We start from the raw sequence: 12,832 nt of genomic DNA, 5'->3' as shown, positions 1-12,832 counted from the left end.
CAACACGCCCGCGCGGCGCGCCCGGTGCCGCCCGCCCGCGCGGCCCATCGTGATCAACCCGCCAGCCGAGCGCGCTCGGCGGCCCGGCCGTCGAATACGTACAGCGAGAACCGCATCAGCGATTCGCCCGCGAGCACGAACGCCTTGCCTTCCGGTACCAGCCTGAATCCCTTCTTCCGGTAGAGCCGCATCATGGCCGGCGCGGCGACGCCGATCAGCCGCGAGATGCCGCGCGCGCGGGCCGCCTCGATCACGGCCGCGAGCAGCGTCTGCATCGCGTCGCGCCCGTCGCCGGCCTCCGCGGCCGCGCGCTGCGCCACCGCCACGCGCGACAGCTCCCAGACGCGCGGGTCGGGCGCCTCGGGCTGCGCGTCCGGCAGCAGCTTGTGCATCAGGCAGGGCGCCGTGGTCGCGAGCAGGCGCGCGCAGGCCCGCACGTCGCCGTCACGGCTGCGCAGCACCACGTACACGGCGTCGGCGCGATCGAATTCGTCCCATTCGAATTCGTCGTTCGCGGAGACCATCGGCAGGTCCCACTTCAGGTGCTTGACGAACACGCCGTGCCGGAAGCGCCCCAGCTGCGCGAGCAGCGTGGGTTCGAACGATGCACGACTACCGCTGACCGCCTTCATGCCTTGCCTCCCGCAACGTATCGGACAGGCGCTCAAAACTATCGCAACCGTCGGCGTTTGCAACTGGCAAGGTTTCCAGTGGCGCGCATGCGGTGCGGTCGCTACGCGCGCGGCGCCGCGAAATGCTTCGGCATCCCGATGATCCGGATTCCGCTCGCGCCCGGCATCCGGCCGCCGATGCCGGGACGCGGACGAATCCCCGATCCATGAGCGCCCACCGCCGATATGCTCCGGCGCTTTTCCGGGCCATTTTTCACATCATTTTCCAAACCGGTCCGGATTCGATCGCGCGCCCAATCTTTATGTTTTGTTTTACATATATTCACGCGTTGACGCCGAATGCCAAGCATCAAGCGATGACTCGCGGATATCCCGTGTTTTCACCGCGATCCAAGCTGGCGCGCTTCGGACTACACTGCGAACAAGCTGCCCGGTTTCATTCAAGGACGCGTTAAAACATTCCCCATCGGAGACACGGCCTCATATGAAAAATATAACAATTCGCCAACTCAAAACTTTCGAAAGCGTTGCGCGCAATTTGAGTTTTTCGCGCGCGGCCGAGGACCTGCACCTGACCCAGCCCGCCGTCTCCATGCAGATCAAGCAGATGGAGGATCAGGCGGGCGTGTCGCTGTTCCGCCATGCCGGCAAGCGGATCTCGCTGACCGAGGCGGGCCAGCTGCTGTTACGCCACAGTAGGGTGATCCTTGCCGATTTGAAAGCTGCCGAACAATCGCTGGCCACGCTCAGGATCGGCGGCGGCGAGCAGATGCGCGTCGGGCTCATCACTTCCGGCAGCTATTTCTTTCCGCACCTGATCGGTGCGTTCATGCAGGGCGAGACGGGCTTCGAGCTCAACATGACGGTGCGCAGCCGCGACCAGCTGATCGCGCTGCTGCGCAACGACGGCATCGACCTCGCGATCATGGTCCACGCGCCCGACGACGACGCGATCGTCGCCGAGGCCTTCGCGCCGAACCCGTTCGTGCTGGTCGCCTCGCCCGCCCATCCGCTGGCCGGCGCGCAAGACATCCCGTCCGAGCGCATCGCCGGGGAATGCCTGCTGGTCAGGGAGAGCGGCACCGACACGCGCAGCGCCGCCGACGACGCGTTCCGCGGCCGGTCGTTCGCGCCGCGCCTCATGGAGATCGGCTGCGCGGAGGCCATCAAGCAGTCGGTGATGGCCGGCATGGGCATCAGCTTCCTGCCCGCGCAGACCGTTCAGTCGGAACTGCGCGCGGGCTTGCTGGCGATCCTCGACGTGCAGGGCTTTCCGTTGCGGCGCCACTGGTGCGTGGTGCATCGCGCCGACCGGCACCTGCCGCCGGCCGCGCTGCGCTTCCGGCAGTTCCTCCTGGCCGAGGGCGGCGCGCGGCTCGCGCATTTCACGGGAATCGACAAGGTACATACGGGCATGGATCTTCAGCGCCAGTCGCTCGCTGCTCCGTCTGCTCGACCGCTGGTCGCCGGCAGCGCCGGGCTCGACGTGGCGCTGCGCACGCGTGCGCTGCTACGCGACGACGGCCTGCCAGATCAGCATCGCGTTCAGGACCACGATCACGCCGGTGGCGACGCCGGCGGCGACGAGCAGCTTGCGGCCCGCCGCAAATCGACCCATCACTGAGCGGCGCGACGACAGCACCACCAGCGCGACGAGCGGCACCGGCAGGATCAGGCTCAGCACGATCTGGCTGTCGATCATGGCGCGCATCGGGTTGCAGGTCAGGCAGACGATCACCGCGGGCACCATCGTGACGAGGCGGCGCACCATCACCGGCGTGCGGAAGCCGACGAAGCCCTGCATGATCGACTGGCCGGCCATGGTCCCCACCACCGAGCTGGAGATGCCCGAGGCCAGCAGCGAGACCAGGAACAGCGCGGCCGCGCCGGCGCCGAGCACCGGGGTCAGCGTGTGATAGGCGGCCGTGATGTCGGAGATGCCGGGCGCGTGCTTGCGGAACACCGAGGCCGACATCGCCACCATCGCCAGGTTCACGAAGCCGGCGAAGCCGAGCGCGATCATCACCTCGCGGTTCGAGAAGCGCACCAGGCGGCGGCGCTGGTAGTCGTTGCGGGCCGGCGCGCGATTCTGCGTGAGGCCCGAGTGCAGATAGATGGTGTGCGGCATGATGGTGGCGCCGACGATGCCCACGGCCAGCATCAACGCGTCGTTGCCGTGCAGATGCGGCACGAAGGTGTGGAAGATCGCGGCATGCCAGTCGGGCGGCGCGATCACGAGCTCGCACAGGTAGCTCAGGCCGATCACCGTGATCAGCGCGGCGATCACGATCTCGAGCGGGCGGAAGCCGCGCTTGTCGAGCGACAGGATGCCGACCGTGACCACGCCCGTGATCGCGAGCCCCCAGCCGATCGCGAGATGGAACAGCAGCGCGATGCCCATCGCGGCGCCCATGAACTCGGCCAGGTCGGTGGCCATCGCCGCGATCTCGGAGCCGATCCACATGCCGATCACGAGCGGCTTCGGGAATTCGTCGCGGCAGACTTCCGCGAGGCTGCGCCCGGTGACGATGCCGAGCTTGGCCGACATCGCCTGGAACAGCATCGCCACCAGCGACGAAAGCAGCACCACCCACAGCAGTTCGTAGCCGTAGGTCGAGCCGGCCTGGATGTTGGTGGCGAAGTTGCCCGGGTCCATGTAGCCGACCGAGGCGATCACCGCCGGCCCCGCGAACGACAGCAGCGCGCGCACGCCACGGCGCCTGTTGTCGAGCACCTCGCGCATCGCCGTCACGGTGTCGGTGGTCGCCGCGCCGGACAGGGCGTAGCCGGCGGTTCGTTTGATTGCCATCAGCATGATGAGCGCCTCTTCCCGGGGTGGCCGGGGTGTCGATAAAAGGTCCCGCCTCCGCCGCGCCGTCATTGCGCGGCAGTCTCGAATCCGGTGGCGCACCGTGCGGCGGGTTCGGGCCGAACCCGCGCGCAGGCGACGCCGCCGTCACTGCACCGCGTCCACGCTCAGGCGATCACGTCGCGACGACGCTTCAGGTTGTGGATCGCGTCGAGCGTCTCGTCGTCCACGCGCAGATGTTCGCGCAGCAGCTGGCGCGGCACGCTGGCGAGCCACTGCGAGAGCGTGACCTCCGAGAAGTGGTCCGACTTGAAGATCTCGAGGAACACCAGATCCTCCTTGCCGGTGTTCTTGATGTAGTGGCCGAGGTTCTTCTCGACGTAGCCGACGTCGCCGGGGCTGAAGTCGACGGTCTGCGCGGCCGGCCCGGTGTTGAACACCGTCATGCGGCCGTTGCCCTTGATGAAGTACTGCCACTCGTCGTTGTCCGGGTGCCAGTGCAGCTCGCGCAGGCCGCCCGGCTTGACCGTCACGAGCGCCGCGGCCACCGTCTTCGAGACCGGGAAGTTGTGGCTGTCGACGATCCGCACCTCGCCGCCCGAGGTCGAGAGGGTCGGCGCCATCGCGCTCATGCGGAACACGAACGGATGATCGGGGCGGCCGTCCGGCGACGCCGCGTAGGCCTGGTCGGCGGCGAGCGGGCCGGCCTTGGCGCCCTGGTAGATCCACAGCTGCTCGAGCGGGATCTCCTTGAACTTCTCGGCCGGCACGCCGAAGTTCTGCGCGAGGATGTCCGGCGGCGTGTGCGCGAGCCAGTCGGACACCATCAGCGTGTTGAATTCGCCGGCCGCGCCGTTGTCGAACGCCAGCACGAATTCGCCGCCGTTGTCGCCCAGCCCCTGCAGCGAGTGCGGCAGGCCCGGCGGGAAATACCAGATGTCGCCGCTCTGCACGTCGGCCACCTCGGCGCGGCCCTTGGTGTCGATGGTGGTGATGCGCACCTGGCCGCTGACCATGATCGCCCACTCGGCCTGCTGGTGCCAGTGCAGCTCGCGCACGCCGCCCGGCCCGAGCCGCATGTTCACGCCGGCGATGTCCTTCGACACCGGGAACGCCTTGGTGGTCACCTCGCGCGCCCAGCCGCCCGCCTGGATGCGCTTGTGCGCGAGGTTGAACGAGGCCCACGGGATCGGCATGCCGCCGACGTCGGTGGCGGGCGGGTTGTTGAACGACGGCAGCACGTCGCGCAACTGCGGGTTCTGCGGCCCCGGCTCGGAAATCGCGATCGGCGTCGAATTGATGGCGCCCTGCGCCGGCGTGTCGGGATTGCCGAACTCGGCCGCCTTCGCGGCGGCCGCCGCCCCCAGTGCCACCGCACCGGCGGCCGCGCCGACCAGGACGCTACGACGTTTCAAATCGGTCATGCTCTGTTCTCCTGAATATATCGCTTTGATGGCTCCGGCCGTCGCGGCGCATCTCGGCTCATACCTCGGCACGCGACGCGGAACACCGGCGGAGGCGGCGGGGCGCCGTGCCGACGTGAGCCGCCGCGTCCTGCACGAACGGCCCACCTCGGCAGCGGCGCCCGCCATCCGCTCCGTGACGCCAATACTAGGGAGCCGCGCCGCCGATGAACAATCACGATTTGTTGGCAAATCCATCAGCAGCTTTGATGGATGGCCGCCGCGATTGCGCTTAGGATCGGCGCACGCGCTGGTGCTTCGGGCCGGCGCCCGACGCGCTGACCGGCGCATTCACCAATCACGCAAGGAGTGGATCATGGGTAGCCTCAGCATCACGCACTGGCTGATCGTTCTGGCAATCGTCTCGCTCGTGTTCGGGACGAAGAAGATCCGCAGCCTCGGCTCGGACCTCGGCGGCGCCATCAAGGGTTTCAAGGAAGGCATGCAGGACGGCGACGCGCCGGAGGGGGCCGCGCCGGCCGCCGCCGACGCGAAGGCCGGGACGACGCTCGACGCGCAGACGGGCCGGCCGGTTTCGCAGTGAGACTGCGCGCCCGCGCGAGCCGCCGCTCGCGTGCGCCGCGCGCGACGGCACGGCCGGGCCGCGCGCGCGGCCGCATCCGGACCAAACCGGGCGTGATCCGGGCCGTGATGCCGATCGCCCACGGCCGGCCTCCCGAGTGCGCTCCGGGCCACACCTCACGCCGCCCCTCCGGGCCGCCTCCACCCGGCCGCGCCGCCTCCCGCCCCGCGCCGTCACCACCGCGCGGCCTCGCGCGCCCGCCCCGCGCGCGCCGGGCCTTGACCGCCACGGCCCCGCGTCGCCGGATTTCCAAGGCAGCCGCGCGCGCGTGACGTAAAATAGCGCTTTTCTTCCGTCTCCCCCCTTTTCTGATATGACGCTCGCCTCCACGCCCGACATCATCGCCGAGCTGAAAGCCGGCCGGATGGTGATCCTCGTCGACGAAGAAGATCGCGAAAACGAAGGCGATCTGGTCATCGCGGCCGAATTCGTCACGCCGGAAGCGATCAACTTCATGGCGCGCTACGGCCGCGGCCTGATTTGTCTGACCCTCACGCAGGAACGCTGCAAGACGCTGAACCTGCCGCTCATGACCTACCGCAACGGCACGCAGTACGGCACCGCGTTCACGGTCAGCATCGAGGCGGCCGAGGGCGTGACCACCGGCATCTCGGCGGCCGACCGCGCCCACACGATCGCCACGGCCGTCAAGCGCGACGCGCGCGCCGACGAGATCGTCCAGCCCGGCCACGTGTTCCCGATCATGGCGCAGCCGGGCGGCGTGCTGGTGCGCGCCGGCCACACCGAGGCCGGTTGCGATCTCACGGCGCTCGCGGGCCTCACGCCGGCCGCGGTGATCTGCGAGGTCATCAAGGACGACGGCTCGATGGCGCGCCTGCCCGACCTGATCGCGTTCAGCCAGGAACACGGCATCAAGATCGGCACGATTGCCGACCTGATCCACTACCGCAGCCGCACCGAATCGATCGTCGAGCGCGTGGCCGAGCGCACCATGCAGACCGCGCACGGCGCGTTCCAGGCCGTGCTCTACCGCGACAAGCCCACCGGCTCGCCGCACATCGCGCTGGTGCGCGGCACGCCCACGCCCGATCGCGAGACGCCGGTGCGCGTCCACGAGCCGCTCTCGGTGCTCGACCTGCTCGAAACCGGCAGCTCGACGCACTCGTGGACGCTCGACGCGGCCATGAAGGAAATCGCCGAGCGCGATCTCGGCGCGATCGTGCTGCTGAACTGCGGCGACACGAAGGAGCATCTCGTCGACGTGTTCCGCGCGTTCGACGAGGAGGAAAAGGCCGCGGTGCTCAAGCGCCGCCCGGTCGACTTCAAGACGTTCGGCATCGGCGCGCAGATCCTGCGCGACGTCGGCGTCGGCAAGATGCAGGTCCTCGCGAACCCGCGCAAGCTCGGCAGCATGTCGGGCTGGGGTCTCGAGGCGACGGGCTTCGTGCCGATGCCGGGCGGCGCCGCCTCCGCGGTCTGACCGGCTGCCCGGCGCTCATCCGCTCACCATTTGGCTGCCGCTCCTTACTTACGCTGAATCCAACCACGGAACGAACATGGAAATCGGACAATATCAACCGAATCTCGAAGGCGAGGGCCTGCGTATCGGCATCGTGCAGTCGCGCTTCAACGAGCCGGTCTGCAACGGCCTCGCGGACGCCTGCGTCGAGGAACTCGAACGCCTCGGCGTGGCCGGCGAGGACGTGCTCCTCGTGACGGTGCCCGGCGCGCTGGAAATCCCGCTCGCGCTGCAAAAGCTCGCGGAAAGCAACCAGTTCGACGCGCTGATCGCGCTCGGCGCCGTGATCCGCGGCGAAACCTACCATTTCGAACTCGTCTCGAACGAGAGCGGCGCCGGCATCTCGCGCATCGCGCTCGACTTCAACACGCCGGTCGCGAACGCGGTGCTGACCACCGAGAACGACGAGCAGGCCATCGCGCGCATGACCGAGAAGGGTCGCGACGCGGCCCGCACGGCCGTGGAGATGGCCAACCTCACGATGACGCTCGACCAGCTCAACGAGGATGAGGACGAGGAAGACGAGGACGAAGACGACGAAGAGGAACGCGCATGAAGAAGAGCGCACGCCGACAATCGCGCGAACTGGCGACGCAAGGCCTGTATCAGTGGCTGCTGTCGAACGCGTCCACCGGCGAGATCGACGCGCAGTTGCGCGGCGCGCAGGGTTACGACAAGGCCGATCGTGAGCTGCTGGAGACGATCCTGTACGGCGTGATCCGCGAACACGTGGATCTCGCCGCCGTGCTCACGCCTTGCCTCGATCGCCCGATCGAGCAGCTCTCGCCGGTCGAGCGCGCGGTGCTGCTGATCGCCACGTTCGAACTCAAGCACCAGATCGAGACGCCGTACCGCGTCGTGATCAACGAGGCGGTCGAGCTGACCAAGACGTTTGGCGGCTCCGACGGCTATAAATACGTGAACGGCGTGGCCGACAAGCTCGCCCTCAAGCTGCGCCCCGACGAGGCCGCCGCCCGCCGCAACGCGTGATCCACGCGGGCGCCGCGCGGCGCCCGCGCTTTTTTCCTTTCCGGCCCCGGACATGAATACTGCCGTCGAATCGCTGATCCGGCTGGCTTCGCGCGTCGACGCGATCCAGCCGTTCTACGTGATGGAAATCGTCAAGCAGGCCGCGCTGCTCGAACAGGAGGGGCGCGACGTGATCCACATGAGCATCGGCGAGCCCGATTTCACGGCCCCCGAGCCGGTGGTCGAGGCCGCCGCCGCCGCGATGCGGCGCGGCGTGACGCAATACACGAGCGCGCTCGGCATCAGGCCGCTGCGCGAGGCGATCGCCGCGCACTACGCACGGGCCTACGGGCTCACGATCGCGCCCGAGCGGATCGTCGTCACGGCCGGCGCGTCGGCCGCGCTGCTGCTGGCCTGCCTCGCGCTGGTCGGCCGCGACGACGAAGTGCTGATGCCCGACCCGTCCTACCCGTGCAACCGGCATTTCGTGGCGGCCGCCGAAGGCCGGCCGGTGCTGGTGCCGAGCGGCCCCGAGGCGCGCTTCCAGCTTACCGCCGCGGACGTCTGCGCGCGCTGGGGCGAGCGCACGCGCGGCGTGCTGCTGGCCTCGCCGTCCAATCCGACCGGCACCTCGCTCGCGCCCGACGAACTCGGCCGCATCCTGGCCGCCGTGCGCGCACGCGGCGGCTTCGCGATCATCGACGAGATCTACCAAGGGCTCAGCTACGACGGCCCGCCCGCCTCCGCACTGTCGTTCGACGACGACGTGATCACCGTCAACAGCTTCTCGAAGTACTTCAACATGACCGGCTGGCGACTCGGCTGGCTGGTGGTCCCGCCGGCGCTGGTCGGCACCTTCGAGAAGCTCGCGCAGAACCTGTTCATCTGCGCGTCCGCGCTGGCCCAGCACGCGGCGCTCGCCTGCTTCGAGCCGGCCACGCTGGCCGTCTACGAGGCGCGCCGCCTCGAATTCATGCGCCGCCGCGATTACATCGTGCCCGCGCTCGAATCGCTCGGCTTCGAGGTGCCCGTGATGCCCGACGGCGCGTTCTACGTCTATGCGCGCTGCGGCGGCGTCGCCCATCCGGCCGCCGGCGACAGCGCGAAGCTCGTCGACGCGATGCTGCAGGACGCCGGCGTGGTGCTGGTGCCGGGCATGGACTTCGGCCTGCACGCGCCGCGCGAGTACATCCGGCTATCCTACGCCACCGCCTACGAACGGCTCGAGGAAGCGGTCGCGCGGCTCGGCGCGATGTTCGGCCGCTAATAACCACCTTTTCCGCCCGCGCCGGCCGCATGCCGGGGGCCGGTGCCGCACTCAAATACGCGGCACCAAAAAGAACAGGGCACCCGAGGGTGCCCTGTCTGCATTGTTCGTTCCGTGACGACCTGATCGGCCCGCCCGATCAGGTCCCGACTTCCGCCGCGCCGTCGTGCTTGACGCCGCCCGTGTCGGCGCTCGCGTCGGCTTGCGGCGAGGTCTTCGCGTCGGCCGGCACGGTCGCCTTGATCGTGATCGGGTGCGCGCCGTCGAGCGTCGCCTGCACGCGCTTCTGGCCCGCGGCCGGCGAGCCCGACGCGGTGGTCACCGGCGTCGGCAGCTGCGGCGCGTAGATCGACACGTTGCGGCCGCGCGCGACGTCGCGCAGCCGGCCGCGCTCGGCCAGCACCTTCGCGCTGTAGCCGCCGTCGTCGGTGCCCGTCACGCCGTTGTAGAGGCGCAGGCCGCCCGGCAGCGAGCCGCCGCGCGCGATGCAGTCCTTCAGCACCAGCGCGCCGACCTGGATGTTGACCACCGGGCGCAGCGCCGCGTTGGTGCCGCCCGCGTATTCGAACTTGTCGGAATGGATCTTCGACATCACCTGCATCAGCCCTTGCGCGCCGACGCCGCTTTCCGCGTAGGGATTGAAGCCCGATTCGATCGCCATCACCGACAGCAGCAGCATCGGATCGAGGCCGATGTCGTGGCCGGTCTGGAACGCTGCCTTCACGAGCTGGCCGACCGGCTCCTGCGCGACGTGGTAGCGGCGCGCGAGATAGGTGGCCACGAGCGCCTGCTCGCGGTTCGAGAACACGCGGTCGTCGCGTGCGTCGGCCGCGACGCGCTGGGCCGGGATCAGCTTCGCGAGCGTGACCGGCGACTGGCCGTTGCGGATCGCGTCGTCGGCCGCGGCGACGTCGCCGGTGGCCGTGCCGGACGACGGCGAATAGGACACCGGCGAGACCGGCGAGGTCTGGCCGTCGGCATCGACGTCGTCATCGGTGTTGCCGGGGCCGAACGCGGGCAGCGGGTGCCCGGACAGCAGCCGCGCCGGCCCCGCCTTGACGGCGGCCGACAGCACGGGCATCAGTTTTGCGGCCAGCGTGCCGCGGGCGTTCGGCAGCATCCAGAGCGCGAACGCGACGACGACGGCCAGGCCGCCGACGACGCTGAAAAGATGGTGGCTGACACGCGTCCCCCGGCGGAGCACTTCACGCAACAACTGCGCATGCCGTTCGGAGGGACGCCACGATAACCAAGCGTTCATTCAGATCTCCCATGAACATGACTCGTGCGGCTCGCTCGACTCGGTAGCGAGAAGGACGCGTGGCCGCGGAATCAGGACGTTGCGCACCCGGATCGGGCGGCGACGTCGGAGAAACGGTATGTGTACCGTTCGGGGCCACGGCGGCTTGAGGTCAGTGCCCGGCGGGCAGACTGACGCGCGGTGGCTCCCACGCAAAAAACCAGCGTCGCGAAGGCGCTGGCTCGGACGACAACTACCGTCATGTGCCGTACAGGTCGCGGCGGACGGCGACGCGAAGCGTCTGGAAGACCGGAGACTGGTTGTCAGCCAGGGGGTCCGGCGAACAATGTGAGCGGATTCTAGGGAGGGTTTTATAGATCGTCAACACTATAAAGTCCCGAAATCATAACAAAAAGTAATCATTTATTACGACGCGGCGCGAAAAGCCGCGCACCGTCTGGCTTTCATGCGCGTTGAACAAATTTGCGGATCGCGCTGCCCGGAGCCACCCCGGGTAAAATCGGTGCTCGATTTCCGGCGCCTCGCGCCGCCATCGCGCCCGATTTCCGAGCGCCGGCAATACTCTGATGAAATACAAAGACTTACGCGATTTTTCTCAGCGCCTCGAGGGTCTCGGCGAACTGCGGCGGGTCACCCAGCCCGTGTCGCCCGTGCTCGAAATGACCGAGCTGTGCGATCGGGTACTGCGCGCCGGCGGCCCGGCCCTGCTGTTCGACGCGCCCGACGGCTATCGGTTTCCGGTGCTCGGCAACCTGTTCGGCACGCCGCGGCGCGTGGCGCTCGGCATGGGCGTGGACGCCGACGCGGCCGACGACGCCACGGCGCTGACCTCGCTGCGCGACGTCGGCCGCCTGCTGTCGGCGCTGAAGGAGCCCGATCCGCCGAAGCGCCTCGCCGACGCCGGCAAGCTGCTGTCGCTCGCCAAGGCCGTGTGGGACATGGCGCCGAAGACGGTGTCCGCGCCGCCGTGCCAGGAGATCGTCTGGGAGGGCGACGACGTCGACCTGCACAAGCTGCCGATCCAGACCTGCTGGCCCGGCGACGCCGGCCCGCTGCTGACCTGGGGGCTCACCGTCACGCGCGGCCCGAACAAGACGCGCCAGAACCTCGGCATCTACCGCCAGCAGTTGATCGGCCGCAACAAGCTGATCATGCGCTGGCTCGCGCATCGCGGCGGCGCGCTCGATTTCCGCGAATTCGCGCTCGCCAATCCCGGCAAGCCTTATCCGGTGGCCGTGGTGCTCGGCGCCGACCCGGCCACCACGCTCGGCGCCGTCGCGCCGGTGCCCGACACGCTGTCCGAGTACCAGTTCGCCGGGCTGCTGCGCGGCGCGCGCACCGAACTCGCGAAGTGCCTGACGCCGGGCGTGGACGGGTTGCAGGTGCCGGCGCGCGCCGAAATCGTGCTCGAGGGCTTCATCCACCCGCAGACCGGCACGCCGGGGCCCGCGCCCGCCGGCGCGCCGCCGCGGCCCGCCGGCACGCGCGGCACGGCCGCCTACGAACACGCGCTCGAAGGCCCGTATGGCGACCACACCGGCTACTACAACGAGCAGGAGTGGTTCCCCGTGTTCACCGTCGAGCGCATCACGATGCGCCGCGACGCGATCTACCACTCGACCTACACCGGCAAGCCGCCCGACGAGCCCGCCGTGCTCGGCGTCGCGCTCAACGAAGTGTTCGTGCCGCTGCTGCAGAAGCAGTTCGCCGAGATCACCGACTTCTATCTGCCGCCCGAGGGCTGCAGCTACCGGATGGCGATCGTGCAGATGAAGAAAAGCTACGCGGGTCACTCGAAGCGCGTGATGTTCGGCGTCTGGAGCTTCCTGCGGCAGTTCATGTATACGAAGTTCATCGTGGTGGTGGACGAGGACGTGAACATCCGCGACTGGAAGGAGGTGATCTGGGCGATCACCACGCGCGTCGATCCGGTGCGCGACACCGTGCTGGTCGACAACACGCCGATCGACTACCTCGATTTCGCCTCGCCCGTGGCCGGCCTCGGCTCGAAGATGGGCATCGACGCCACCAACAAGTGGCCCGGCGAGACGCAGCGCGAATGGGGGCGCCCGATCGAGATGGAGGCAGCCGTGAAGGCGCGCGTCGATACGCTCTGGAACGAGATCGGGCTCGGCTGAACGCGCCGCGACCCAATACTGGCGGGCGCTGATGCGTTGATTCATGCTGGCCGGTTGGCGGGAGGGCCGCACGCTCGTCGCGGCACGCGCGGTTTCACCCGGTTACGAATTGCCCCCGCCCCGGCGGCGTGCGTCCTGGCTCGAGCCCGGCCCGCTCACGCGCTCCGTCTCCTTCCCTTCCCGCCCAAAAAGCAGACGGCGCGACACGGTTTCCCGTGCCGCGCCGCGAT

At 68.8% G+C, this 12,832-nt stretch carries 12 protein-coding genes; 7 read left to right on the top strand and 5 right to left on the bottom strand.

The features are described from left to right. Positions 1-53: 53 nt before the first annotated feature. Both bpln_RS03940 and bpln_RS35035 read right to left on the bottom strand, forming a co-directional pair. Positions 54-632 (bottom strand): acyl-homoserine-lactone synthase, encoded by a 579-nt coding sequence (locus tag bpln_RS03940; protein WP_055138134.1) that lies wholly within the window; start codon positions 630-632, stop codon positions 54-56. A gap of 101 nt (positions 633-733) precedes the next feature. Next, the gene (locus bpln_RS35035) at positions 734-985 is read right to left on the bottom strand and encodes a hypothetical protein (protein WP_148653928.1); all 252 of its coding nucleotides are present in this window, start codon (positions 983-985) and stop codon (positions 734-736) included. Between the two features lie 131 nt (positions 986-1,116). Between bpln_RS35035 and bpln_RS33560 the strand changes: the two genes are divergently transcribed. Then, complete coding sequence (locus tag bpln_RS33560; protein WP_082465184.1) at positions 1,117-2,256, top strand: LysR family transcriptional regulator; 1,140 nt, start codon at positions 1,117-1,119, stop codon at positions 2,254-2,256. On the opposite strand, the gene bpln_RS03930 is transcribed toward bpln_RS33560, so the two are convergent. Together bpln_RS03930 and bpln_RS03925 are read right to left on the bottom strand one after the other, a co-directional pair. Beyond that, positions 2,143-3,447, bottom strand: a complete 1,305-nt coding sequence (locus tag bpln_RS03930) for an Nramp family divalent metal transporter (RefSeq protein WP_055138133.1) — start codon at positions 3,445-3,447, stop codon at positions 2,143-2,145. The two genes, bpln_RS33560 and bpln_RS03930, sit on opposite strands and share 114 nt — an antisense overlap. A 161-nt stretch (positions 3,448-3,608) precedes the next feature. Then, positions 3,609-4,865 (bottom strand): cupin domain-containing protein, encoded by a 1,257-nt coding sequence (locus bpln_RS03925; RefSeq protein WP_042624071.1) that lies wholly within the window; start codon positions 4,863-4,865, stop codon positions 3,609-3,611. A 355-nt stretch (positions 4,866-5,220) separates the two neighbouring features. On the opposite strand from bpln_RS03925, the gene tatA reads away from it, so the two are divergent. The 5 genes from tatA (at position 5,221) to bpln_RS03900 (ending at position 9,203) form a co-directional block, all read left to right on the top strand. Then, a complete protein-coding gene (gene tatA, locus bpln_RS03920) occupies positions 5,221-5,448 on the top strand; it encodes a Sec-independent protein translocase subunit TatA (RefSeq protein ID WP_042624070.1) in 228 nt (75 codons plus the stop codon). A gap of 352 nt (positions 5,449-5,800) precedes the next feature. Beyond that, the gene (gene ribBA / locus bpln_RS03915) at positions 5,801-6,928 is read left to right on the top strand and encodes a bifunctional 3,4-dihydroxy-2-butanone-4-phosphate synthase/GTP cyclohydrolase II (RefSeq protein ID WP_042624069.1); all 1,128 of its coding nucleotides are present in this window, start codon (positions 5,801-5,803) and stop codon (positions 6,926-6,928) included. Between the two features lie 76 nt (positions 6,929-7,004). Continuing rightward, positions 7,005-7,523 (top strand): 6,7-dimethyl-8-ribityllumazine synthase, encoded by a 519-nt coding sequence (gene ribH, locus bpln_RS03910; protein WP_042624068.1) that lies wholly within the window; start codon positions 7,005-7,007, stop codon positions 7,521-7,523. Beyond that, complete coding sequence (gene nusB, locus bpln_RS03905) at positions 7,520-7,957, top strand: transcription antitermination factor NusB (RefSeq protein ID WP_042624067.1); 438 nt, start codon at positions 7,520-7,522, stop codon at positions 7,955-7,957. The genes ribH and nusB overlap by 4 nt, the downstream gene beginning before the upstream one ends. Positions 7,958-8,009: 52 nt before the next feature. After that, positions 8,010-9,203, top strand: a complete 1,194-nt coding sequence (locus bpln_RS03900) for a pyridoxal phosphate-dependent aminotransferase (RefSeq protein WP_055138132.1) — start codon at positions 8,010-8,012, stop codon at positions 9,201-9,203. Between the two features lie 139 nt (positions 9,204-9,342). Here bpln_RS03900 and bpln_RS03895 read toward each other — a convergent pair whose 3' ends face one another. Then, positions 9,343-10,464, bottom strand: a complete 1,122-nt coding sequence (locus bpln_RS03895; protein ID WP_042624065.1) for a transglycosylase SLT domain-containing protein — start codon at positions 10,462-10,464, stop codon at positions 9,343-9,345. A gap of 566 nt (positions 10,465-11,030) precedes the next feature. Between bpln_RS03895 and bpln_RS03890 the strand changes: the two genes are divergently transcribed. After that, the gene (locus tag bpln_RS03890) at positions 11,031-12,602 is read left to right on the top strand and encodes a UbiD family decarboxylase (protein ID WP_042624064.1); all 1,572 of its coding nucleotides are present in this window, start codon (positions 11,031-11,033) and stop codon (positions 12,600-12,602) included. The last annotated feature ends 230 nt before the right edge of the window (positions 12,603-12,832 follow it).

This window comes from Burkholderia plantarii, assembly GCF_001411805.1.
In the GTDB taxonomy this organism is placed as follows: Bacteria; Pseudomonadota; Gammaproteobacteria; order Burkholderiales; family Burkholderiaceae; genus Burkholderia; species Burkholderia plantarii.
The sequence above is the reverse complement of the archived record's forward strand: the minus strand, read 5'-3'. Positions and strand labels throughout refer to the sequence as shown.